This is a genomic window from Aeromonas sp. s9 (assembly GCF_040907765.1).
Classification (GTDB): Bacteria; Pseudomonadota; Gammaproteobacteria; order Enterobacterales; family Aeromonadaceae; genus Aeromonas; species Aeromonas caviae.
In genome coordinates this window covers 117,398-142,213 of record NZ_JBFOCK010000015.1, presented here as the reverse complement: position 1 = coordinate 142,213, position 24,816 = coordinate 117,398, and the positions used below count along the sequence as shown (strand labels likewise).

21 protein-coding genes are annotated in these 24,816 nt (G+C 61.4%); 3 read left to right on the top strand and 18 right to left on the bottom strand.

Translation table 11 applies throughout. The features are described from left to right. Positions 1-34: 34 nt before the first annotated feature. Positions 35-1,327: an HAAAP family serine/threonine permease gene (locus AB5Y54_RS02775; RefSeq protein WP_049636279.1), complete on the bottom strand. Its 1,293-nt coding sequence runs from the start codon at positions 1,325-1,327 to the stop codon at positions 35-37. Positions 1,328-1,823: 496 nt separating this feature from the next. On the opposite strand from AB5Y54_RS02775, the gene AB5Y54_RS02770 reads away from it, so the two are divergent. Both AB5Y54_RS02770 and AB5Y54_RS02765 read left to right on the top strand, forming a co-directional pair. Then, positions 1,824-2,729 carry a LysR family transcriptional regulator gene (locus AB5Y54_RS02770; RefSeq protein WP_102949239.1) on the top strand — a complete coding sequence of 302 codons (906 nt, stop codon included), beginning with the start codon at positions 1,824-1,826 and terminating at the stop codon, positions 2,727-2,729. A 106-nt stretch (positions 2,730-2,835) separates the two neighbouring features. Next, complete coding sequence (locus AB5Y54_RS02765) at positions 2,836-4,215, top strand: MATE family efflux transporter (RefSeq protein ID WP_368153189.1); 1,380 nt, start codon at positions 2,836-2,838, stop codon at positions 4,213-4,215. A 92-nt stretch (positions 4,216-4,307) separates the two neighbouring features. Here AB5Y54_RS02765 and accA read toward each other — a convergent pair whose 3' ends face one another. From accA to rpsB, 17 genes are all read right to left on the bottom strand, one after another. Next, positions 4,308-5,258, bottom strand: coding sequence for an acetyl-CoA carboxylase carboxyl transferase subunit alpha (accA, locus tag AB5Y54_RS02760; protein ID WP_010673419.1), 951 nt, complete (start codon positions 5,256-5,258; stop codon positions 4,308-4,310). A gap of 16 nt (positions 5,259-5,274) precedes the next feature. After that, a complete protein-coding gene (gene dnaE, locus AB5Y54_RS02755; RefSeq protein WP_042015569.1) occupies positions 5,275-8,754 on the bottom strand; it encodes a DNA polymerase III subunit alpha in 3,480 nt (1,159 codons plus the stop codon). A gap of 53 nt (positions 8,755-8,807) precedes the next feature. Further along, positions 8,808-9,398, bottom strand: a complete 591-nt coding sequence (gene rnhB / locus AB5Y54_RS02750; RefSeq protein WP_104451736.1) for a ribonuclease HII — start codon at positions 9,396-9,398, stop codon at positions 8,808-8,810. A 78-nt stretch (positions 9,399-9,476) separates the two neighbouring features. Then, entirely contained in the window at positions 9,477-10,616 is a 1,140-nt protein-coding gene (gene lpxB / locus AB5Y54_RS02745; RefSeq protein ID WP_104451737.1) for a lipid-A-disaccharide synthase, read from the bottom strand. Further along, positions 10,609-11,400 (bottom strand): acyl-ACP--UDP-N-acetylglucosamine O-acyltransferase, encoded by a 792-nt coding sequence (gene lpxA / locus AB5Y54_RS02740; protein ID WP_010673415.1) that lies wholly within the window; start codon positions 11,398-11,400, stop codon positions 10,609-10,611. Before lpxA ends, lpxB begins: the two co-directional genes overlap by 8 nt. Before the next feature lie 2 nt (positions 11,401-11,402). Then, complete coding sequence (fabZ, locus tag AB5Y54_RS02735) at positions 11,403-11,864, bottom strand: 3-hydroxyacyl-ACP dehydratase FabZ (protein WP_010673414.1); 462 nt, start codon at positions 11,862-11,864, stop codon at positions 11,403-11,405. A 24-nt stretch (positions 11,865-11,888) separates the two neighbouring features. After that, positions 11,889-12,908, bottom strand: a complete 1,020-nt coding sequence (lpxD, locus tag AB5Y54_RS02730) for a UDP-3-O-(3-hydroxymyristoyl)glucosamine N-acyltransferase (RefSeq protein WP_039039449.1) — start codon at positions 12,906-12,908, stop codon at positions 11,889-11,891. Between the two features lie 3 nt (positions 12,909-12,911). Beyond that, positions 12,912-13,424 carry an OmpH family outer membrane protein gene (locus AB5Y54_RS02725; RefSeq protein ID WP_029313943.1) on the bottom strand — a complete coding sequence of 171 codons (513 nt, stop codon included), beginning with the start codon at positions 13,422-13,424 and terminating at the stop codon, positions 12,912-12,914. Between the two features lie 147 nt (positions 13,425-13,571). Further along, a complete protein-coding gene (bamA, locus tag AB5Y54_RS02720; RefSeq protein ID WP_029313941.1) occupies positions 13,572-15,995 on the bottom strand; it encodes an outer membrane protein assembly factor BamA in 2,424 nt (807 codons plus the stop codon). Positions 15,996-16,029: 34 nt separating this feature from the next. Then, complete coding sequence (gene rseP, locus AB5Y54_RS02715; protein WP_069651739.1) at positions 16,030-17,382, bottom strand: sigma E protease regulator RseP; 1,353 nt, start codon at positions 17,380-17,382, stop codon at positions 16,030-16,032. Positions 17,383-17,458: 76 nt separating this feature from the next. After that, on the bottom strand, positions 17,459-18,655 hold the full coding sequence (gene ispC, locus AB5Y54_RS02710; RefSeq protein WP_182957482.1) for a 1-deoxy-D-xylulose-5-phosphate reductoisomerase: 1,197 nt from the start codon (positions 18,653-18,655) through the stop codon (positions 17,459-17,461). 67 nt (positions 18,656-18,722) lie between these two features. After that, positions 18,723-19,580, bottom strand: coding sequence for a phosphatidate cytidylyltransferase (locus AB5Y54_RS02705; protein WP_039039428.1), 858 nt, complete (start codon positions 19,578-19,580; stop codon positions 18,723-18,725). A 27-nt stretch (positions 19,581-19,607) separates the two neighbouring features. Beyond that, positions 19,608-20,384 carry a polyprenyl diphosphate synthase gene (uppS, locus tag AB5Y54_RS02700; RefSeq protein ID WP_039039427.1) on the bottom strand — a complete coding sequence of 259 codons (777 nt, stop codon included), beginning with the start codon at positions 20,382-20,384 and terminating at the stop codon, positions 19,608-19,610. Between the two features lie 72 nt (positions 20,385-20,456). After that, a complete protein-coding gene (frr, locus tag AB5Y54_RS02695) occupies positions 20,457-21,014 on the bottom strand; it encodes a ribosome recycling factor (protein WP_010673406.1) in 558 nt (185 codons plus the stop codon). 95 nt (positions 21,015-21,109) lie between these two features. Next, on the bottom strand, positions 21,110-21,844 hold the full coding sequence (pyrH, locus tag AB5Y54_RS02690) for a UMP kinase (RefSeq protein ID WP_010673405.1): 735 nt from the start codon (positions 21,842-21,844) through the stop codon (positions 21,110-21,112). Positions 21,845-21,915: 71 nt separating this feature from the next. Then, positions 21,916-22,797 (bottom strand): translation elongation factor Ts, encoded by an 882-nt coding sequence (gene tsf, locus AB5Y54_RS02685; RefSeq protein ID WP_010673404.1) that lies wholly within the window; start codon positions 22,795-22,797, stop codon positions 21,916-21,918. Between the two features lie 104 nt (positions 22,798-22,901). Further along, positions 22,902-23,630 carry a 30S ribosomal protein S2 gene (gene rpsB, locus AB5Y54_RS02680; protein ID WP_010673403.1) on the bottom strand — a complete coding sequence of 243 codons (729 nt, stop codon included), beginning with the start codon at positions 23,628-23,630 and terminating at the stop codon, positions 22,902-22,904. 358 nt (positions 23,631-23,988) lie between these two features. Here rpsB and map point away from each other — a divergent pair, with 358 nt between their 5' ends. Next, positions 23,989-24,777 carry a type I methionyl aminopeptidase gene (map, locus tag AB5Y54_RS02675; protein ID WP_010673402.1) on the top strand — a complete coding sequence of 263 codons (789 nt, stop codon included), beginning with the start codon at positions 23,989-23,991 and terminating at the stop codon, positions 24,775-24,777. The last annotated feature ends 39 nt before the right edge of the window (positions 24,778-24,816 follow it).

Here is a 24,816-nt window from a genome sequence, read left to right as displayed (position 1 = left end):
GGGGGCGGCTTTCTCACAGGGATGAACGCTGTCATCAGGCAATCAGCTTGTAGATGATGCCGGACATGGCGATGAGGCCGATGAGGGTGACGAAGCCGTTGCTGAGGTTGCCGGCATATTTGCGCATGGCCGGCACCTTGGCGATGGCGTACATCGGCATCAGGAAGAGCAGCATGGCGATGATGGGGCCGCCCAGATCTTCAATCATGCCGAGGATGCTCGGGTTGATGGTGGCCACGGCCCAGGTGGTCAGGATCATGAAGACCGCGGTCACCTTGTTCAGCTGCTTGACGTCGACGTTCTTGCCCTTCTCGCGCAGGGACTTGGCCATCAGGCCGTTCATGCCCTCTTGCGCACCCAGGTAGTGACCCAGGAAGGACTTGCTGATGGCAACCATGGCGATGAGCGGTGCCACGGTGGCGATCACCGGGTTGTCGAAGTGGTTGGCCAGGTAGGAGAGGATGGAGATGTTCTGCTCCTTGGCCGCCGCCAGGTCAGCCGGGGAGAGGCTCAGCACGCAGCTGAACACGAAGAACATTACCGTCATCACCATCATGACGTGGGCGCCCAGCAGGATGTTGCTGCACTTCTTCTCGGCGTTGGCGCCGTAGCGGCCTTTGTTGTCCACCGCGAAGGAGGAGATGATCGGGGAGTGGTTGAAGGAGAACACCATCACCGGGATGGCCAGCCACAGGGTCTTGATGAAGTCGCCGTTGAAGGCCTCACCCAGCGCAGGGGCTTCGGTGATGATGGCACCGTTCCAGTGCGGGATCAGGTAGAGCGCCAGGCCCATCAGGGTGACCACGAACGGGAAGACCAGCACGCTCATCGCCTTGACGATGACCTGGCCGCCCAGGCGAACGATCGCCATCAGACCCAGGATCAGCACCAGGGAGAGGATGGCACGGGGAGGTGCCGTCATGCCCAGCTGGTGCACCATCAGGCTCTCGACGGTGTTGGTAATGGCCACGGAGTACATCAGCAGGATGGGGTAGATGGCGAAGAAGTAGAGCAGGGTGATGAACTTGCCTGCGGTCTTGCCGAAGTGCTCTTCCACCACCTCGGTGATGTCGCCGTCACGGGTGGAGCCGGACAGCACGAAGCGGGTCAGGCCACGGTGGGCGAAGAAGGTCAGCGGCAGGGCCAGGATCAGCATGGCGACCAGCGGCCACAGGCCACCGACACCGGCATTGATCGGCAGGAAGAGGACACCGGCGCCGATGGCGGTACCGTACAGACCCAGCATCCAGACCACGTCGGCCTTGTTGATGCCACGGGAGGAGGCTTTGCTCAAGCTGCCTTCAACTGCAATGTTCATGTCAGACATAGGGGTGTTCCTGTCATCAAGGAAAGTGGGATCTTAACTTGTCAGTGGGCCTGGGCCCGGTTCCTTTCCCTGGAACTCCAGCTATTCGTCCTGTTTGTTCCTCCGCCCCGGCCATCCGGCCGCCACTCCCTGTGGCAACCTGATTGCAACAAACACGGGCGGGGAGTCGTAATACAGAGGGGATCGTGCTCGCTCGTTAACAACGGGATAACGCTCACCTCATCCGATGAGATGACTCTAGTTAAAAGGCCCTATTAATCACAGCGTTTTTTTGAATTAATCAACCAAAGTTTGATTGGAATCGCCTTTCCGTCGCTTCAGATCACACTTGAATCGCCATATTGCGATTTTTTTTTAACATATAAACTTTTTGATGTGATCCACCTCACCCTTGAAACGCGCAACAATTTTGTCACAATCCCCTCATTGCCCCCCGATTGTCTCCCGTCGCCCCATGGCGTACCCTTTGTGTCCGCCCCTTTTCTGCGTACCGACCATGACCCTCTCCCGCACCGATCTCGCCGAGCTGGCCGTGTTTGCCGCCGTCGCCCGTCACCGCAGTTTCAGCAAGGCCGCCCTCGAGCTCGGGGTCTCCGCCTCGGCCCTGAGTCATGCCCTCAAAGGGCTGGAGAGTCGCCTGGCCGTCAGGCTGCTCAATCGCAGCACCCGGGCCGTGGTGCCGACCGAGGCGGGCGAACGGCTGCTGGCCCAGGTACTGCCGACCCTGGGGCAACTGGAGACGGCACTGGCGGAGCTGACGCGCCACGCGGGCGAACCCGTGGGCAGGCTCAGGCTCTGTGCCCCCCGAGCCGCCATCCAGGAGGTGCTGGCCCCGGTGCTCATCGACTATCTGGTGCGCTACCCGCGCATGCAGGTGGAGGTGGAGGAGCTGGAGCTGATGCCCCGCCTCATCGAGGATGGCTACGACGCCGCCCTCTTCTACGGCGACCTGCTGCCCCAGGAGATGATCTCGGTTCCCCTGGGCCCGCAGCAGCGCTATCTGGTGGTGGGCTCCCCCGACTATCTGGCACGGCGTGGCACCCCTCGCCACCCCTCGGATCTGCGCCAGCACGACTGCATCGGCTACCGGCTCACGCCCCATCACCACTATCGCTGGGCCTTTGCCGCCGAGGGGGAACTGCTTGAGATCGAAGTGACGGGCCCGCTCACCACCAGCACGCCCGCGCTCTACCTGGGGGCGGCCGAGGCGGGGCTCGGGCTCGCCTACTGCCACGAGGGGGAGGTGTTCGACGCCCTGGCATCGGGGCGGCTGGTGAGCGTGCTGGATGACTGGAGCCCCAGCTTTGCCGGGTTCAACCTCTTCTATCCGGGCCGGCACCAGCTGGGGCAAGGGCTGCGAGCCCTGATCGACATGCTGAAGGAGTATCACAGGATCCGTTGATTGATGAGCTTTATTCAGCAATTCATCAAATGAAAGCCTGATTATCAATTAAACCATAAGAAACTAGACTGTCTGCTCGATTCCGGCCCTTTTCCCGAGTACAGATATGTCCGCCTACTTCCGCCTGCGTCAACGGGCCATGGCCCGCCGTTTCTGGGGCTATGCCCTCCCCTCCGTCATGGCCATGCTGGTCTCCGGAGCCTACTACCTGGTGGACGGCATCTTCGTCGGCCACTACGTGGGGGCCGCCGGCCTTGCCGGCATCAACCTGGTCTATCCGGTCATCATGGTGCTCATCGGCCTCGCCGCCATGATCGCCATGGGGGCCGCCACCGCCATCTCCTTCCAGCAGGGCGCCAGGAACCTCGCTCTGGCCCGCCAGGCTCTGGTCAGCGCCCTCTGGCTGCTGCTGATCCTGGGCACGGTAGCGCCGCTGCTGCTGCACCACTGGCACACCGATATCCTGCAGGCCCTGGGAATGGCCCCCGGCACCGACACCTGGCAGCAGGCCAGCGACTACCTCACCTGGATTGGCGGTGGCACCCTGCTGCTCGCCAGCAACCTGGCGGTGCCCTACCTGCTTCGCAACGACGGCCGCCCTCGCCTCGCCATGGTACTGGTGAGCGGCGGCGCCCTCCTCAACATCCTGCTCAACTACATCATGGTGGGCCGGCTCGGGCTCGGCCTCACCGGCACGGCCCAGGCCACCCTCCTCTCGGAGGCCATGGTCAGCCTGCTCGGCCTGGGGTACTTCTTCACCCGCCACGCCCGGTTGCGGCTGACCTGGCGCCAGCTGGTGCCACGCTTCCCGGCCATGCCCGGCCTGCTCTTCACCGGGCTGCCGAGCCTCATCGCCCAGTTCAACCTGGGGCTGCTGTTGCAGCTGCACAACAGCCAGCTGATGGTGCACGGTACGGTCAAGGATCTGGCGGGCTTCACCGTGGCGGGATACACGGAGGCAGTCTTCATCGTCATCCTGCAGGGACTGGCGTTTGGCATCCAGCCCCTGGTGAGCCAGGCAGCCGGGGCCGGCCGCCATCGCGACCTCCAGTTCCTGATGGCGATGGGGCTCAAGATCACCCTGGTCTATGGCCTGGGGGTCTGGCTGATTGTCCAGCTGCTGCCGCAGCCGGTCGCCATGCTCTACACCGGGGATCAGGACGCAGAGCTGCTCGCCGCCGCCATCAGCAGCCTGACCCTCAACCTCGCTGCCCTGCCCCTGGAGGGAATCGTCATGTTCGGCATCGTGCTGTTGCAGGCCATGGCCCGCACCCGCCAGGCCCTCGTCATCTCCGTGGCCAAGACGGTGCTGCTGCTGCCCCTCATCTTCCTGCTGCCCCTCTGGTGGGGGCGCGACGGGGTCTTGATGGCCCAGCCCGCCACCGTGCTGCTGCTGACGCCCCCCCTGTGCTGGCTGCTGTGGCGGGAGTGGCGGGCCCTGAGCCCTGCCGGAGGGCGTGCTTCCGCCCCATGCACCGGGCGCTGACCGCCCCCTGAGGCCCGCCCCGGCGTCCCCCCACAAACGTCGCCCATAAAAAAAGTCCCCGCATGCGGGGACTTTTTATTGGAAGCGGCAGATCAGCAGTAGCCGTAACCCAGCAGGCGCTGGTAGCGCTGCTCCAGCAGTTGCTCGCTGTCGAGGGGGCGCAGGGCATCCAGATCCTGCTTGATGCGCGCTTTCAGGTGCTTGGCCATCTTCTCCACGTCGCGGTGGGCACCGCCGAGGGGCTCCTCGACGATGTTGTCGATGAGCTTCAGCTCTTTCAGGCGCTGGGCGGTGATGCCCATGGCATCCGCCGCCACCGAGGCCTTCTCGGCGCTCTTCCACAGGATGGAGGCGCACCCTTCCGGGGAGATGACGGAGTAGGTGGAGTACTGCAGCATGTTGACCCGATCGCCCACGCCGATGGCGAGAGCGCCGCCGGAGCCGCCTTCACCGATCACGGTGCAGACCACCGGCACGGTCAGGCCGGCCATGACTTTCAGGTTGCGGGCGATGGCTTCGGACTGGCCACGCTCCTCGGCACCCACGCCGGGGTAAGCACCCGGGGTGTCGATGAAGGTGATGATCGGCATCTTGAAGCGCTCGGCCATCTCCATCAGGCGCAGGGCCTTGCGGTACCCTTCCGGACGCGGCATGCCGAAGTTGCGCTTGATCTTCTCCTTGGTCTCGCGACCCTTCTGGTGACCGATGATCATCACGGGCTCGCCGTCGAGACGGGCGATGCCGCCGACGATGGCCTTGTCATCGGCATAGGCGCGATCCCCGGCCAGCTCGTCGAAATCGGTGAAGATCTGCTCGATGTAGTCGAGGGTGTAGGGGCGCTGGGGATGACGTGCCATCTGGGATACCTGCCAGGCACCCAGATCGCCGAAGATCTTCTTGGTCAGCTCTTCGTTTTTCTTCTCCAGCCGGCGAATGTCTTCGCTGAGATCCACGGCACTGTTGTGCTCGCTCACATGGCGCAGTTCATCGATCTGTGCCTGCAACTCGGCGATCGGCTGTTCAAAATCCAGAAAAAGACTCATAGGGACAATAGATCCTCTAATCAAAAACCAATTCAACCCGCTCTCGTCCAAGCAGGACTCGCAAGTCATCTATCAGTTGATCGGTGGGCGTCACCCGCCACTCGGTACCGAGCGTCAATCGCACCCGGGAACCGGGGCGACGATAGTTTACCTGAACCGGACAGACTCCGGCACGGGCGGGCTCCAAAATCTCGCACAAACGCGGGAAAAAGCGCTCGTCAATGCGTTGTTCATCGAGGGAGATGCGGATTGCCCTGGCAAAACGCTCCCTCGCATCGTTGATATCCAGCAACTCGCGGGCCGACATTTTAAGGCCACCGGAGAAGTCATCAAAGCTGACCTGTCCAGAAACCACTAAAATACGGTCTTTTTGCATCAATTCTTCGTATTTTTCCAGCGCTTCACTGAAAAGGGTCACATCCAGACGGCCGGATCTGTCGTCCAGGGTGAAGATCCCCATCTTGTTGCCGCGCTTGGTCACCATGCTGCGCGCCGCGATCACCAACCCCGCCGCCGTGGTCACCGTATCCCGGGAGGTGGGATGCAGATCGCACAGTCGGCCCGAGGTGTAGCGCCGCAGCTCGCTGCTGTACTGGTTGATGGGGTGACCGGTGAGGTAGAGCCCGAGGGTCTCGCGCTCCCCTTCCAGCCACACCTTGTCGGGCCAGTGCGGCACGTTGGCGAACGCCTTCTTGACGTCGTCGATCTCTTCGGTGAGCACGCCGAACATGTCGACCTGCCCCACCGCCTGGGCCTTGGCGTGCTGCTCGGCGGCGCGCATCGCCTCCTCCAGGGTCGCCATCAGGGCGGCGCGGTGGGGGCCGAGCCTGTCCATGGCGCCGGAGAGGATGAGCTTCTCCATCACCCGCTTGTTGAGCTTCTTGATGTCGACCCGGTTGCAGAAGTCGAACAGGTCGCGGAACGGACCGTCCCGATCCCGCGCGTCCAGGATCGCCTCGATGGGCCCTTCCCCTACCCCCTTCACCGCGCCGATGCCGTAGACGATGTGGCCGTCCTCGTTGACGCTGAAGCGGTAGCGACCGGTGTTGACGTCCGGCGGGATCACGGTCAGCCCCATGCGCTGACACTCGTCCACCAGGGTCACTATCTTGTCGGTGTTGTCCATATCCGCGGTCATCACCGCCGCCATGAACTCCGCCGGGAAGTGGGTCTTGAGCCAAAGGGTCTGGTAGGAGACCAGCGCATAGGCAGCGGAGTGGGACTTGTTGAAGCCGTAGCCCGCAAACTTCTCCACCAGATCGAAGATCTTCATCGCCAGTTCGCCGTCGACGCCGTTCTTGACCGCCCCCTCCTCGAAGCCCGCCCGCTGCTTGGCCATCTCTTCGGGTTTTTTCTTGCCCATGGCCCGACGCAGCATGTCCGCGCCACCCAGGGTATACCCCGCCAGGGTCTGGGCGATCTGCATCACCTGCTCCTGGTAGAGGATGATGCCGTAGGTGGGCTCGAGTATGGGTTTGAGGCTTTCGTGCTGCCACTTCTCGTCCGGGTAGGAGATGGCCTCCTTGCCGTGCTTGCGCTCGATGAAGTTGTCCACCATGCCCGACTGGAGCGGGCCCGGACGGAACAGGGCCACCAGCGCGATCATGTCTTCGAAGCAGTCGGGCTGCAGGCGCTTGATGAGGTCCTTCATGCCGCGGGATTCGAGCTGGAACACCGCCGTGGTCTCGAAACGCTGCAAGAGGGCGAACGACTTCTTGTCATCGATGGGGATGGCGGCGATGTCGACCGGCGGCTTGCCCTCTTTGGCAAGACGGGGGTTTATCATGCCAAGGGCCCAGTCGATGATGGTGAGGGTGCGCAGCCCCAGGAAGTCGAACTTCACCAGCCCGGCGTACTCCACGTCGTTCTTGTCGAACTGGGTGACCGGGTGATGCCCCTCGTCGTCGCAATAGAGCGGCGCGAAGTCGGTGATCTTGGTGGGCGCGATCACCACGCCACCGGCGTGCTTGCCGGCGTTGCGCACCACCCCTTCCAGGCGGCGCGCCATGTCGATGAGGTCCTTGACCTCCTCGTCCTGCTCGTAGAGCTCCGGCAACTTGGGCTCGGCTTCGAACGCCTTGGCCAGGGTCATGCCGGGGTCGGGCGGGATCAGCTTGGAGATGCGATCGACAAAGCCGTAGGCGTGGCCCAGCACCCGGCCGACGTCCCGCACTACCGCCTTGGCCGCCATGCTGCCGAAGGTGATGATCTGGGATACCGCCTCCCGACCGTACATCTCGGAGACGTGATCGATCACCTCGTCGCGCCTGTCCATGCAGAAGTCGACGTCGAAGTCGGGCATGGAGACCCGCTCGGGGTTCAGGAAACGTTCGAACAGCAGGTCAAATTCCAGCGGATCCAGGTCGGTGATCTTGAGGGCGTAGGCCACCAGCGACCCCGCCCCCGAGCCCCGGCCCGGACCGACGGGGATGCCGTTGTCCTTGGACCACTGGATAAACTCCATCACGATGAGGAAGTAACCCGGGAAGCCCATCTGGTTGATCACTTTCAGCTCGATGTCGAGACGCTCGTCATACTCGGGACGACGCTCGGCCCGCACCGCCGGATCCGGGAACAGGAAGGCCAGCCGCTCCTCCAGCCCTTCCTTCGACTTCATGACCAGGAAGTCCTCGGTGGTCATGTCGCCGGTGGGGAAGTTGGGCAGGAAATACTCGCCAAGGCGCACCGTCACGTTGCAGCGCTTGGCGATCTCCACCGTGTTTTCCAGGGCTTCCGGGATGTCGGCAAACAGCTCCGCCATCTCCTCCTGACTGCGCAGGTACTGCTGGGGGCTGTAGCGGCGCGGTCGGCGCTTGTCCATCAGGGTGTAGCCGTCGTGGATGGCGACCCGGATCTCGTGGGCATCGAAGTCATCGGCGGTGAGGAACACCACCTCGTTGGTGGCCACCACCGGCAGTTCGAACTCGGTGGCAATGGCCACCGCCATGTGCAGATAGACCTCCTCGTCCGGGCGGCCGGTACGCAGCAGCTCCAGGTAGTAGGCATCCGGGAAGTGGGTCTGGTAGAAGGCGAGGCAATGCTCCACCATCTGGCGGTTGCCCTTGAGCAGGAACTTGCCCACATCCCCCTCGCGCCCCCCGGAGAGGACGATCACCCCCTTGGCATGTTCGCCAAGCCAGGCCTTGTCGATGACGGGGCGCCCCTGCACATGACCGCGCTGATAGCCGCGGGAGATGAGCAGGGTGATGTTCTGGTAGCCGTCGTTGTCCATGGCGAGCAGGGTGAGGCGAAACTGCTCGTCCCCAAGCTCGTCGCTCTGCACCCAGAAATCCGCCCCGACCAGGGGCTTGATCCCCTTGCCGTGGGCAGAGCCGTAGAAGCGCACCAGGCCGCACATGTTCATCTGGTCCGTCAGGGCCAGAGCCGGCATGTTGTTGGCGGCGGCTGCGGAGACGATGGGACCGATCTTCTGCAGGCCGTCGACCATGGAGAAGTCGGAGTGCACCCTCAGGTGGATGAAGCGGGGATCAGCCATGGTCACGCCCTCTCATTGCGCAAGCAGAAATCGTTCAGACAGATCGGCATCGGTTATTCGATCCCCAGGGCGCGGCGCACCGGCTTGAAGCTCTGACGGTATTCGAGCAGCGGGCCCCGTTCGGCCAGAATGGCGAGGTGCTCCGCCGTCGGGTAGCCCTTGTGGCGGGCGAAACCGTACTCGGGATGGCGGCTGTCCAGCTCGGTCATCTCGGCGTCCCGGGTCACCTTGGCGAGGATGGAGGCGGCGCTGATGGCGGCCACCAGGCTGTCCCCCTTGACCACGGCGCGGGCCTCCATCGGCAATCTGGGGCAGCGGTTGCCGTCGATGAAGACCAGCTCGGGCGTCACCTTGAGCCCCGCCACGGCGCGCTGCATCGCCAGCATGGTGGCGTGCAGGATGTTGAGCTCGTCGATTTCCGCCGGGCTGGCGCGGCCGATGGCATAGGCCAGCGCCTTCTCTTTGATCTCGCCAAACAGGGCGAGCCGCTTCTTCTCGGAGAGCTTCTTGGAATCGGCGAGGCCAAGGATGGGATTGGCAGGATCCAGGATCACCGCGGCGGTGACCACGTCACCCACCAGGGGGCCGCGACCCACCTCGTCCACCCCGGCAATCAGCTTGTCTTCGGGAATATCGATCGTCATCTCATAGCCTTGAATCAAAACCGGCCCCGCAGGGCCAGTATCAGCACAACATCACGCCTGACACACAGGCAGAGCCCACTAGCGTTCCAGCAGCACGGCAACCGCTTCCGCTGCCTGCACATCCGCATTGCAGCGGATCTTCTCGTGCAACCGGGTGAAGGTGGCGATGAGCTCGCTGTTGTCATGGTCCAGCAGCTTGCTCACCTCTTCCACCAGGTTGGCCGGGGTGCACTCGTGCTGGATGAGCTCGGGCACCAGCATCTTGTCCGCCAGCAGGTTCGGCAGGGAGACATAATCCGTCTTCACCAGCCACTGGGCCAGCAAGTAGCTGAAGGGTTTGAGCTTGTAACCGACCACCATGGGCTTTTTCACCAGCATGGCCTCGAGGGCCGCGGTGCCGGAGGCGAGCATCACCACATCGGCGGCAATCATGGCCTCGCGGCCCTGGCCGTCCAGCAGCACCATGTCGAGCTCCGGGGCCACCTCGGCCTTGATGGCGAGGAACTGCTCGCGCCGTTTCTGGTTGACCAGAGGCACGATGAAACCGAGATCCGGGTTGTGCACCGTCAGGTGCTTGCACGCCTCGAGGAAGACCGGCGCCATGAAGCCCACTTCCGCCGTGCGACTCCCCGGCAGTACCGCCAGCCAGCGACGGGCGGGATCGATGCCGAGGGCCTCGCGCACCGCCCCTTGATCCGGGACCAGCGGAATGTCGTCCGCCATGGTGTGGCCGACGAAGCGACAGGGGGCATCGAAACGGTCGTAGAAGGCTTTCTCGAACGGCAGGAAGGCGAGCACCATGTCGGTGGCCGCCTTGATCTTGTGAATGCGGCCCTGACGCCAGGCCCAGACGGAGGGACTGACATAGTGGACCGTCTTGATACCGGCGCGGCGCAGTTTCAGCTCCACCCCGATATTGAAATCCGGTGCATCCACACCGACGAAGATGTCGGGGGGATTGGCGATGAAGTGGCGCAGCAGTTCGCGGCGTACCTGGAGGATGCGGGGCAGACGGCCCAGCACCTCGGTGATGCCCATGACGGAGAGCTCCTCCATCTCGAACAGCGCCTTCACGCCGAGAGCCTGCATCCGCGGCCCGGCGATCCCTTCGAACTGCGCATCCGGGTAGCGGGCTTGCAGTTCGCGCACCAGCCCTGCGGCCAGGATGTCGCCGGAGGTCTCTCCGGCGACGATGCCGATGCGAATGGGATCAGGCACGGATGATCCCGCGCTCGTTGTCCTTGAGGAAATCCACATAGAGCTGGATGGCCGGTTCGCTCTGGGCCATCTCGCTCAGCACGGGCAACACCTCTTCAATGGTCTTGCCGGAGCGGAAGATCTCCTTGTAGGCGCGCTTGACGGCGGAGATCGCCTCGGCGCTGAAGCCACGACGACGCAGGCCTTCGGAGTTGACCCCGAACGGCTTGGCGTAGTTGCCGGCGGCCATCACGTAGGGCGGCACGTCCTTGTTCAGGGCAGCGCAGCCGCCGACGAAGGCGTGGGAGCCGACGCGGCCGAACTGGTGAATGGCAGACAGACCGCCGAAGATCACGAAGTCACCGATGTGCACATGGCCCGCCAGGGTGGCGTTGTTGGCGAAGATGCAGTTGTCACCGATGATGCAGTCGTGGGCCACGTGAACGTTGACCATGAACAGGTTGCCGCTACCCACCTTGGTCAGGCTCTGGTCCTGGGTGGTGCCGCGGTGCACGGTGCAGTTCTCGCGAAACACGTTGTTGTCGCCGATCTCGAGGAAGGTGCGCTCGCCGGCGTACTTCTTGTCCTGGCAATCCTCACCGATGGAGGTGTGCTGGAAGATCTTGTTGCCGCGACCGATCTTGGTCGGACCCTTGATCACCACGTGGGAGCTCACCCAGGTGTTGTCACCGATTTCGACCTCGGCGCCGATGACGGTGAAGGGGCCGATTTCAACCCCTTTGCCGATGACGGCAGACTCATGGACGATGGCGGTGTCGTGGATGATGGCAGTCTGATCGATCACGGTTATACCTCGCGCTTGGCGCACATCAGTTCGGCAGTACAGACCACTTCACCGTCGACGGTGGCGACACCGGTGAACTTGGCGATGCCGCGACGCTCCTTCAGGAACTCCACATCCAGCACCAGCTGATCGCCGGGGCCCACCGGGCGCTTGAAGCGGGCATTGTCGATGGAGGCAAAGTAATAGAGCTCGTTGGGGGACGGCTTGCCCACCATGGTGAAGGCCAGGATACCGGTGGCCTGGGCCATGGCTTCGAGGATCAGCACGCCGGGGAAGACCGGCTTGGCCGGGAAGTGGCCCTGGAAGATCGGCTCGTTGAACGAGACGTTCTTGATGGCGCGCAGGGTCTTGCGCTCATCGCTGATCTCGTAGTTTTCCACCTTGTCCACCATCAGGAACGGATAACGGTGGGGCAGCAGATCCATGATTTCCTGGATGCCCAGGCTCTTCTTTTCAGTAGTCAAAACAGTACCCTATACCAATCGTGATTATTCTTGATCCAGCTTTTTCTCAAGCTTGCTCAACCGCTTGTGCATCTCTTCGATACGCATCACCCGTGCGGCAGTCTTGCGCCACTCTTTATTGGTTTGCAGGGGGATGCCGGAAGAGTAGATACCGGGCTCGGTGATGGGACGCATCACCATGGCCATGCCGGTGACGGTGGCCTGGTCGCAGATCTCCATGTGCCCGTTAAAGACGGAGGCACCACCAATGATACAGTATTTGCCGACCTTGAGACTACCGGCCATCACGGTGGAGCCCGCCACGGCAGTGCCGTAGCCGATCTCGACGTTGTGGGCGATCTGGCACTGGTTGTCGATGATGACGTTGTCAGCGATGCGGGTATCTTCCAGAGCACCGCGGTCGATGGTGGTGCAGGCACCGATCTCGACCCGGTTGCCGATGGTCACGCCGCCGAGCTGGGGGATCTTGATCCACTCGCCGCGCTCGTTGGCATAACCGAAACCGTCTGCCCCGATCACGGTGCCGGCCTGTACCAGACAGTCCGTGCCCAGGGTCACGTTGTGATAGAGGGTGACGTTGGCCCACAACCGGGAGCGCGCTCCCAGTCGGGTATCCTTGCCAACGAAACAGCCCGGGCCGATGCGCACATCATCACCCAGCACGACGCCGGATTCGATCACCGCATTGGCCCCGATGGCCACTCTCTCGCCCAGTTGCACGTCCGCCGCGATGACGGCGCTCGGATGGATATCCATGGCCGGCTGCGGGGTGGTGTCCAGCAGTTGGGCAACCCGTGCAAAGCCCACGTAGGGGTCCTTGAGCACCAGGGCGTTGGTGGGGCAAAACGGCAGGTCTGCCTCGGTGATGAGCACGGCAGTGGCCTTGCTCTGCTCCAGAAAATGCCGGTACTTCTTGTTGGACAGGAAGGCTATCTCCCCCTCCCCGGCTTTTTCCAGTGTCGCGACCTTGCGAATTTCCCGGGTCCCATCCCCATGGACCTCGGCCCCCAGTTGCTGGGCCAGCTGTGCGAGAGTGAATGCCATCAATTAGTTGCTCTTGCTAACCTGAGAAATAACCTGGCCGGAGATGTCCAGCTTGCTGGCTGCATAAGGGGCGGCGTTGCGCTCCAGCACCAGATCGTAGCCATTGCTCTTGGCGATGGCGTCAATGGCAGCCTGCACCTTGGTCAGGATCTTGTTGCGCTCTTCGGACTGACGGCGACCGTTGTCCTGTTCAAACGCCTGACGCTTCTGGTTGAATTCCATCTGCAGCTTGGCCAGCTTCTCCTGGCTCTGCTTCTTCTGTTCGGCGCTCATGAAGGCTTCGTCCTTCTTGAACTTCTCGACCAGTGCCTGACCGTCAGACTCCAGCTTCTGCAGTTCACGCATGCGCGGCTCGAACTCGCCCTTCAGCTTCTTGGCAACGGCTTCACGCTGGGGCAGCTTTTGGAAGACTTCGCCCATGTCGACCACGGCAATCTTGGTCTCAGCGAAGGCAGAACCCATGCCGGCAGCCATCAGTGCAAAGCTCAAACCAGCTACTTTCAACGCTTTATTCACACTTACTCCTTGGTCCCTCGGTCGAGGGCTACCTGATTTACCTGATTGTGCAAGCGATCCACGAGATCGTCTTGTTACCTGGTGAGGCACGCAAACGCGCGACCCATCATGCTTCCCCCCGCCATGGCGGGGGGACGTCCGCTTCCCTTAGAAGGTACGGCCGATGTTGAAGGAGAAGACTTCGGTGTCGTCCCCTTCGTATTTCTTGATTGGTCTTGCCAGCACGAACACCAGCGGGCCCATGGGAGAGAGCCACTGCAGCGACAGACCGGTCGACATCCGGATGTTGCTCGGGTCGGAGTAGTCCATCAGATAGTTGCAACCACTGAAGCAACGGTTCTGATACTGGCTGTAGTCGAAGTGGGTATCCCACACGGAACCGGCGTCGATGAAGAAGCTGGTCCGCAGCTGGGGCTGATAGGTCTCGGAGGCAAAGGGTGTCGGCACGATCATTTCCAGCGAGGCCACCGCCAGGGCGTTGCCCCCGACCGAGCTGTCAGTGCCCTGGATGACGTCGTTACCACTCAAGTTGTAGTAGTAGAGCGCCTTCGGACCGACTGTGTTGCTCTTGAAACCACGCAGGGTATCGAAACCACCGGCGTAGTAGTTCTCGAAGAACGGCAGAACGTGCTCGTAATCGCCATTGGTGCCGTAGCCATCGCCGTAGGAGGCACGGGCCTTGGCCAGCATGACCCATTTGTGATCGGCATCAAACGGGAAGTAGTGGGCATCTTCTGCGTTGAGCTTGAAGTACTGCAGATCCATGCCGGGCACCGTCACCTTGGCGTTCACCCGCTGGCGGTCACCGGAGGTCGGGAACTGACCCTTGTTGAGGGTGGAGCGGGTCCAGCCGGCGGTGACGTCCACGGTGTTGAACACCATGCGGTTGTCGCCATCCAGATTGCCGTTGTAGACCTTCCAGAACTCGTCCACCTGTACATAGGGGTTGGGCTGGGACAGTTTGTTGTTTTCGTAGCCCAGGCTGAAGTCGAGACGGTTGTTCTCGTTGACCGGGAAGCCGCTGGAGAGACGGAAACCGACGGTGGTGTTCTCGTAGTCCACGATGTTGGCGTCGGCCGCACTGAACTTGTTGTAGTAGAGACGGCCGCCCAGGCTCACCCCGTCCACGGTGAAGTAGGGGTCGTTATAGCTCAGGTCGACGCTCTTGGAGTAGTCGTTGGTGCTGGCGTTGATGCCGATCTTCTTGCCGGTCCCCATGAAGTTGTCCTGCTGCAGACCCGCCTGCAGGCTCAGACCCGACTCGGTGCCGTAGCCGATACCGGCGTTGATGGACCCCGCCGGCTGCTCCTTGACCTTGAAGTCCAGATCGACCTGGTCATCGCTGCCCGGCACCCGCTTGGTGTCCACTTCCGCGGTCTCGAAGAAGCCGAGGCGGTTGAGACGGGTCTTGGACTGCTCGACGTTGTCGGAGGAGAGCCAGGTGCCCTCCATCTGGCGCATCTCGCGACGCAACACTTCGTCCTTGGTGGTGACGTTGCCGCTGAAGTTGATGTTGCGCACATAGACCCGGGGACCCGGCTCCACGTTGACGATGAGCTCCACTTCCTTGGTCTGGTCGTTGATCTGGGGGAAGGTGACCACTTTCGGATAGGCGTAGCCGTAACGGCCGAGGAACTTGGAGAGCACCTCTTCGGTATGGGTCACCTGGCTGGCGGAGTAGACGCTACCCGCCTCGATGGGGATGAGGCCCTTCATTTCGCCGCCGCGGTCGATGAGGTCACCCTTGAGCTGGATACCGGAAACCTTGTACTGCTCCCCTTCCTTGACGTTGAGGGTGACGTAAACGCCCTTCTTGTCCGGGGTCATGGAGACCTGGGTGGACTCCTGGGTGAAGCGGATGTAGCCGCGGTCCATGTAGTAGGAGCGCAGCACTTCGATGTCACCGGCCAGCTTCTGCTTCTGGTAGCGCTGATCGCCGGTGAAGTTCCACCAGGGCACGTCGTCCTTGAGGGAGAGCTGGGCCAGCAGCTTCTCTTCCGGGAAAACGTTGTTGCCGACGATGTTGATCTGCTGGATCTTGGCCGCTTCCCCTTCCACGAAGGTGAACTTGAGGTCAACCCGGTTGCGCGGCAGCGGGGTGACGATGGCCTTGACCTTGGCGGAGTACTTGCCCACGCCGTAGTAGAAATCTTCCAGCCCTTTCTCGAGGGAGCTCAGCACGGTGCGATCCAGCGGATCACCCACGCGTATCCCGGAGGATTCCAGGCTCTGGGTCAGTTGCTCTTCCTTGATGTCCTTGTTGCCGGAGAACTCGATGCTGGAGATGGTCGGGCGCTCCTTGACCACCACTTGCAGCACCTGACCGTCGCGATAGACCTTGACGTCCTCGAAGTTGCCGGAGGCATAGAGCTTCTTGATGGCGTTCGCCAGGGACACGGAGTCGACGGAATCACCGACCCGCACCGGCAGATTCAACAGGGCGGCACCCAGGGTCACCCGCTGCAGGCCCTCGACCTGAATGTCTTGCACCACAAAAGAGGCCGGGGCAGCCTGAGCCAGGAAGCTGGCCCCCAGCAGGCAACTCAACACCAATGCTTTTTTAACAGCCATTTTGTTCTTATGTGTCCTTGTTGATGCTCTGGCCTCAGAGGCGAGCGAAATCATTAAACAGCGCAATGCCCATCAGTAACATCAGAATGGCGGCGCCTATCCTGAACCCAACTTCCTGAATTTTTTCCGATACCGGCTTGCCGGTGATCGCCTCGATGAGGAAATAGACCAGATGGCCACCATCGAGCACCGGCAGGGGGAACAGGTTGATGATCCCCAAATTGACGCTGATGAGCGCCAGGAATCCGAGGAAATAGACCAACCCGTAATCGGCGCTGCTGCCGGCCCCCTTGGCGATGGAGATGGGGCCGCTCAGGTTGTCCAAAGAGACGATGCCACCGATCAGCTTGCCTATCATGTCGAAGGTCAGGGTGATCAGGCTCCAGGTCTTCTGGACCCCATGCCACAGGGCTTGCAAAGGCCCATACTGTAACAGAGTTCGATACTCATCCGGTAATGGAACCAGTTGCGGCGACAAGCCCACAAAACCGACCAGCTGGCCCTTCACTTTCTTCCCGTCCGGGGTCAGGGTCAGGGTCATCTCGCTGCCCCCGCGCTCCACCGTCACCTGCAGCGGCTGCGCCGGTGACTGCTGGACACGCTCGACAAACTGGGCCCATTCGGTGATGGCCTCTCCATCGACCCCCTTGATGCGATCCCCTATCTGAAGGCCGGCCTTCTCGCTGGCGCTCGATGGCACCACGGCCTCCACCACGGGCAGCACCTTGCCACCGAGGGGCACTATCCCGAGGCTCCCGATGGGGGACTCTTTGTCGGGGTCGAATTTCCAGCCTGCCAGCTGCAGGGTCTTGTCCACTGCATAGCTGGTGTTGGCCGCCTTGAGCTTGAGCTGGACCGAGTCATCGCCAAGGTGGCTGATGAGGGCGTAGGTGACGCTCTCCCAGTCACCGGTCTCCTCGCCGCCGACGCCGACGATCTCCATGCCTGGCAGGATGCCGGCCTCTGCCACGATGGAGGCGGGACGCACCTCGCCCACCACGGGTTTGACGCTCGGCACCCCTATCATGAACATCAGCCAGAAGGCGAACAGGGCGAACACGAAGTTCGCCATGGGGCCGGCCGCGACGATGGCCATCCGCGCCCAGACGCTCTTGTGGTTGAAGGCCTGCGCCTCCTCCCCAGGCTTGAGTTCGTCGACCCGGCCATCCAGCATCTTGACGTAACCGCCAAGGGGGATCAGGGCCAGCACGTATTCGGTACCATCCTTGCCAAGGCGACGCCAGATGGCCTTGCCAAAGCCGATGGAGAAGCGCTCCACCTTGACGCCGCAACGACGAGCCACCCAGAAGTGGCCAAATTCATGCACCGCCACCAGCAGCCCGAGGGCCACGATGAAGGCGCCGATATTCCACAGAACCCCGCCCATCAGCCGCGTACCTCGCGGTCATGTCCAGTCCTGAGCTCGAGAGCATGGAGAGGGGCTGGCTGCCACCACAGTCCGTTCATACGGCAAGCTCCTTTATCAGTTGCTGGGCACGGGCTCGGGCCGTACCGTCCAGGGCGATGAGATCCGCCAGAGAGCCGGCAGCACTGCTGCCCAGCTCGGCCATGACGGATTCGTTGACTCTGGCAATATCCATAAATCCGATCCGCTCTGCAAGAAAAGCCGCGACGGCCTCCTCGTTGGCGGCATTGAGGGAGGTGGTCGCCCCCTGCCCTTGCTGGCACGCGCTCATGGCCAGCGCCAGACAGGGATAGCGCTCATAGTCGGGCCGGATAAAGCTGAACTCTCCGACACTGAAGAAATCCAAAGGTTCCACACCGGACTCGATCCGTTCCGGATAGGCCAGAGCGTGGGCAATGGGGGTGCACATGTCCGGGTTGCCGAGCTGGGCCAGCACGGAGCCATCCTTGTACTGCACCATGGAGTGAATGACGGACTGGGGGTGGATCACCACCTGGATCTGCTCGGGGGCCGCATTGAACAGCCAGCGCGCCTCGATGTACTCCAGCCCCTTGTTCATCATGGTGGCGGAGTCCACCGAGATCTTGGCCCCCATGGACCAGTTGGGATGGGCAATGGCTTGCGCCGGGGTGACATGGTGCAATTCACCCACATCGGCATAGCGGAAAGGTCCGCCGGAGCCGGTCAGCAGGATCTTGCTGATCCCCGCCCCGGCCAGATCGCAGAAACCGGGCTGGCGCTGCACGTCGACCGGCAGGCACTGGAAGATGGCGTTGTGTTCGCTGTCGATGGGCAGCAGCTCGGCGCCGTGCTCTCGCACCGCCTCCATGAAGAAGGCGCCGGACATCACCAGCGCCTCCTTGTTGGCCAGCAGAATGCGCTTGCCGGCGCGCACGGCAGCCATGGTGGGTGCCAGACCCGCCGCACCGACAATGGCCGCCATCACGCTGTGGGCATCGGGGTGAGCAGCCACGTCGCACAGGGCTGCCTGACCGGACAACACCCGGGTGGTGCTGCCGTGAGCCTTGAGCCGACCCGCCAGATCGCTGGCGGCGCCTTCGTCCATCATGACGGCGAACCGGGGGGAGAATTCGAGACAGTCGCGCAGCATGGCATCCACGCTGCGGGCAGCGGTCAGCGCCAGCACCTGCCAGCGCCCGGGGTTGTGGCGCAGTACCTTAAGGGTGCTCTGACCGATGGAGCCTGACGCTCCCAGGATCACCAGGTTTTGCATCAAGACTCCTGATTGGGTAACAGACTGATGGAGCGGGACGCTCCCGGGATCATCAGTGCGCGAAACATCAAAACTCCGGACCGAGCAACAGGTAGCTGAGCAGGAAGACGGGCAGCGCCGCCGTCAGGCTGTCGATGCGATCGAGAATGCCCCCATGGCCCGGCAACAGGGTGCCGGAATCCTTGATGCCGGCTTCCCGCTTGAACATGCTCTCGGCCAGATCGCCGAGCACGGAGGCCAGCACCGCCAGCAGGGAACAGAGCAGCACGGTGCCCATCTTGGCAGGCACGAAGCCCATGAACCAGGTCACGCCGATGGCCAGCAGGCTGGCGGTAAACAGCCCACCCAGCATGCCTTCGATGGTTTTACCCGGGCTCACGGCCGGTGCCAGCTTGTGTTTGCCGAACGCCTTGCCGAAAAAATACGCGCCAGAATCTGCCGCCCAGACCAGTCCCATCACGAACAGCAGGATCCAGGCCCCCATCATGGGGTCGTGGTAGAAGTTGTAACCGCGAATGGCCACCAGGGACCAGAAGAAGGGAACCAGGGTCACCAGACCGAACAGGGACTTGAGCCAGATGGATTCACGCCACAGCCTGGCGCTTTGCGGGTAGCGCAGCACCAGCAGCAGCCCCAGCAGCCACCAGCTGACGGCGGTCCAGAGCACGCCCATCACCAGCGGATGCAGTTGGGGGATCCAGAGTTGCTCCACGGGCACCCAGAACAGGCTGGCCCCCAGCAGCAGACAGAACACCAGCGGCAACCACTGTTGCGGCTGGGCAGTGACGAAGGCACTCCACTCACGGCTGGCCAGCAGAAAGACCAGGGCGGCGAGCAGGGCAAAGAATTTCAACGGCAGAAAAAACAGCGCCCCCAACACCAGGGGAACTAACAGTAATGCGGTAATAATTCGTTGTTTTAGCAAAAGAAACCTCTCTCTTGGGAGCGGGGTTTAGCCGGTCTGTTGCGCGGCGATCAATTCCCGGATCTGTTCACCCGTACACCCGAAGCGACGCTCGCGAGCAACGAAGGAGGCAACTGCCCCACTGAACTCGGCCTCGTCAAAATCGGGCCACAGGACCGGGGTAAAATAGAGTTCGGCATAGGCGAGCTGCCACAGGACAAAGTTGCTGATGCGATGATCCCCGCCGGTGCGGATCAACAGATCCACGGGGGGCAGATCAGCCATGCAGACATGACGACCCAATGCCGCCTCATCGACCGCCTCGGCATCCAGTTCACCCGCCGCCACGGCCCGTGCCAGGGTCCGGGCCGCCTGGGCGATGTCCCACTGACCGCCATAGTTGGCGGCGATATTGAGGGTCAATCCCTGATTGTTGGCGGTCAGGGCCTCGGCCTTGGCGATCTTGGCCTGCAGCCGCTCGCTGAAGCGGGCAGTGTCGCCAATCACCCGAAGGCGAATGCCGTTGCTGTGCAACTTGCTCACCTCGCGACCCAGCACCGTCATGAACAACTCCATCAGGGCGTTCACTTCCCCTTCCGGACGGCGCCAGTTCTCGCTGGAAAACGCAAACAGGGTCAGCGCCTCCATCTTGGCACGGGCGGCAAAGGCCACGGCCTCACGCACGGATTTCACGCCCGCCTTGTGCCCGGAAACCCGCATCTTGCCGCGGTTCTGGGCCCAGCGACCATTGCCATCCATGATGATGGCGACGTGACGGGGCAAGGACGAGCTGGCGCTATCGCCTAGCGCTGCCAAAAGCGACATTCATTTCTCCCACAAAGACAAAAGCGCCGTGCAGGGGCACTACACGGCGCTCGTAATATACCTGTCGGAGGCTTAGATTTCCATTAGCTCCTTTTCCTTCACAACCAGGGCGTCATCCACCAGCTTGATGAAGGTATCGGTCAGCTTCTGGATCTCTTCCTGGGCGCGACGGTCGTCGTCTTCGGAGATCTCTTTCTCTTTCAGCAGGGCTTTCAGGTCGGCGTTGGCATCGCGACGGATATTGCGAATGGCAACCCGGGCACCTTCGGCTTCGGCACGGACGATCTTGGTCAGATCACGGCGACGCTCTTCGGTCAGCGGCGGCAGCGGCACGCGCAGAGTCTGGCCGTTGCTGGACGGGTTCAGGCCCAGATCGGAGGTCAGGATGGCTTTTTCCACCGCCTGGATCATGGAGCGATCGAAGATGGAGATGGAGAGAGTACGGGCATCTTCTGCCACCACGTTGGCCAACTGCTTCAGAGGAGTGGCAGCACCGTAATACTCCACCTGGATGCCGTCAAGCAGGCTCGGGTGAGCACGGCCGGTACGGATCTTGGACATCTGGGTCTTCAGCGACTCTACGCTTTTGCCCATGCGGTCCTTGGCGTCGTTTTTAATCTCGTTGATCACAGTGGTTTTCCTTTTGGCGAACGAGCCGACAGGCGGCTCGTATCTATCTTGTTGACTGGCGTAATGGACAAGCGAGCCTGGGGCTCACACTTGCCTTACTTGCTGGCCTGGTGGATCAGGGTACCTTCCGGCTCACCCATGATCACGCGGCGCAGCGCGCCCGGTTTGTTCATGTTGAACACCCGGATCGGCAGATCGTGGTCGCGGGCCAGGGTAAAAGCAGCAAGATCCATCACTTTGAGTTCTTTTTCAAGAACTTCATCATAACTCAGTTCCTGATAGAGCACGGCATCCGGGTTCTTGACCGGGTCATCGGTGAACACGCCATCGACCTTGGTGGCTTTCAGCACGACGTCGGCTTCGATCTCGATACCGCGCAGGCAGGCTGCCGAGTCGGTGGTAAAGAAGGGGTTGCCGGTACCGGCAGAGAAGATCACCACCTTGCCGGCGCGCAGCTGGCTGATGGCTTCGGCCCAGCTGTAGGAGTCGCAGACCCCTTGCAGGGAGATGGCCGACATCAGGCGGGCATTCACATAAGCACGATGCAGGGCATCACGCATGGCCAGACCGTTCATGACGGTCGCCAGCATGCCCATGTGGTCACCCACCACGCGATTCATGCCTGCCTTGGCAAGGCCGGCACCACGGAACAGGTTGCCGCCACCGATGACCAGACCGACCTGAACACCCAGCTCAACCAGCTCTTTGATCTCTTGGGCCATCCGTTCCAGCACCGCCGGATCAATGCCGAAACCCTCGGATCCTTGCAGGGCTTCACCACTCAACTTCAGAAGAACACGTCTGTATGCAGGCTTGGGATTGGTACTCATGTCACTGATTCCTGGTCATATAAAGACCGCGACATAAGTCGCGGTCTGGGGAAACGGAAAAACCGGTTCGATTAGGCCTTCTGAGCGGCCGCGATCTGGGCTGCTACTTCAGCAGCGAAGTCGGTCTCTTGCTTCTCGATGCCTTCGCCCACTTCGAAACGGGTGAAGGAAACAACGTCAGCGCCTTCTTTCTTCAGCAGCTCGGCAACGGTCATGGAAGGATCTTTCACGAACGGTTGACCAGTCAGGGAAACCTCACCGGTGAACTTCTTCATGCGGCCTTCAACCATCTTCTCGGCGATCTCTTTCGGCTTGCCGGAGTTGATGGCGATGTCGATCTGGATTTCGCGCTCTTTGGCAACGACTTCGGCAGACACGTCTTCCGGTTTGACGAATTGCGGGCTGTTGGCAGCAACGTGCATGGCCAGATCTTTGGCCAGCTCGTCGGTACCGCCAACCAGCTTGGTGATAACACCGATGCGGGAGCCGTGAACGTAGGTGCCCAGGTTGTCACCTTCAACCAGCATCACGCGACGCAGGTTCATGTTCTCACCGATCTTGGCGATCAGGTTGGTGATGGTCAGTTCGACGGACTCGCCGTTGCCGAAGTCGGCGGCTTTCAGCGCGTCAACGTCAGCGATTTTCTGGGTAGCAGCGATCTCGACGATCTTCTGACCCATGGCCAGGAAACCGGCATCCTTGGAAACGAAGTCAGTCTCGCAGTTCAGCTCGATCATGACGGCAACGTTGCCTTCGGTACGGGCGAAGATCACACCTTCAGCGGCGATACGGCCAGCTTTCTTGGCGGCCTTGGCCTGACCGGATTTACGCATGTTCTCGATAGCCAGCTCGATATCACCGTTGGCTTCTTCCAGCGCTTTTTTGCAATCCATCATGCCAGCGGCGGTGCGCTCGCGCAGTTCTTTTACCAGGGCGGCAGAAATGTTTGCCATGTCCAGTATCCTCGGTCTTGAATTGACAAGAAACAGGGGCCACAAGGGCCCCTGCTAACCAATTACATCAGCTTGGTTAATAAGGGCTTTTCAGTCCTTATCAATTACTCAGCTTCAACGAAGCCATCTTGTTCGGCTTGAACAACGATGTCCTGCTCGCGGGCTTCCAGAACGGTGTCAGCAGCAGCGTTCAGGTACAGCTGTACGGCACGGATAGCGTCGTCGTTACCCGGGATGACATAGTCAACGCCGTCCGGGTTGGAGTTGGTATCAACGATGGAAACTACCGGGATACCCAGGTTGTTGGCTTCTTTGATAGCGATGTGCTCGTGGTCGGCATCGACAACGAACAGAACGTCAGGCAGGCCGCCCATGTTCTTGATACCACCCAGGCTCTTCTCCAGCTTTTCCATTTCGCGAGTACGCATCAGCGCCTCTTTCTTGGTCAGCTTGTCGAAGGTACCGTCTTCGCTCTGGGTTTCCAGATCTTTCAGGCGCTTGATGGACTGACGAACGGTTTTCCAGTTGGTCAGCATGCCGCCCAGCCAGCGGTGGTTAACATAGAACTGGTCGCAACGCTCAGCGGCTTCTTTGACGGCTTCAGACGCGGCACGCTTGGTACCTACGAACAGTACCTTGCCTTTCTTGGCAGCTACGGAGCTGATGAAGTTCATGGCATCGTCAAACATCGGAACGGTTTTTTCCAGGTTGATGATGTGAACTTTGCTGCGGGCGCCGAAGATGTAGGACTTCATTTTCGGGTTCCAGTAACGAGTCTGGTGACCGAAGTGAACGCCGGCTTGCAGCATGTCGCGCATAGAAACTTTAGCCATTTTATACCTCTGTATTGGGGTTAGGCCTCCACACATCCCATATAACCGACCCGTTAAGGCACCCCGGCATATGTGTCGATGTGTGTGTGTTGTTGAGTAAGGGTGATGGCATGAGGACACGAGTTCCCCATTCCGGCGCGCTTTATACCATAACTTTGGTCATGACACCACCAGCCCGGGTGCTAAAAATGGATCCCGGACCATGGTGCGACCGCCTGATGACGTTGCGATGACGATCACACTGGAAGTAAACGGGGGTTGGGGATAAAATTTCGCCCTGATTGCAAACGCATCTATTTTTCATTACCTGGTTGTTGGGCATCGGCAGGATGCGCAATCAGGCCCCAAGAGAGATCCCATGTCCATTAAAATCAAGACACCGGAAGAGATTGAAAAAATGCGTGTCGCCGGCCAGCTGGCCGCCGACGTGCTGGTCATGATCGCCCCCCACGTCAAGGCGGGCGTCACCACAGACGAACTGAATACCCTCTGCCACGACTACATCGTCGACGTGCAGCAGGCCATCCCCGCGCCGCTCAATTACCACGGTTTCCCCAAGTCCATCTGCACCTCGGTGAACGATGTCATCTGCCATGGCATCCCGAACCACAAGAAACTGCGGGAAGGGGACATCATCAATCTGGATATCACCGTCATCAAGGATGGTTATCACGGCGATACCTCCGCCATGTTCATCGTGGGCCAGACCACCCCCCTGCGTCGCCAGCTCTGCAAGGTGGCCCAGGATAGCCTCTATGCCGCCATCAAGCGGGTGCGCCCGGGCATGTGCATCACCGAGATCGGCGCCGTCATCCAGCCCATCGTCGAGCAGGCAGGCTTCTCCGTGGTACGCGACTACTGCGGCCATGGCATCGGTGCCGAGTTCCACGAAGAGCCGCAGATCCTCCACTACCGCAACGGCGGTAAGCTGGAGCTGAAAGCGGGCATGTGCTTCACCATCGAGCCCATGGTCAACAGCAAGAAGTACCACTGCAAGGTCAATCCGAAGGATGGCTGGACCGTGACCACCAAGGACGGCGGCGACTCCGCCCAGTGGGAGCACACCCTGCTGGTGACCGAGGATGGCTGCGAGGTCCTGACCCTGCGCCCCGACGACACTATCGAGCGTTTTATCCGCCACGTTTGACATTCAACCCCGGCCGCGCGCCGGGGTTGCTCTTTACCC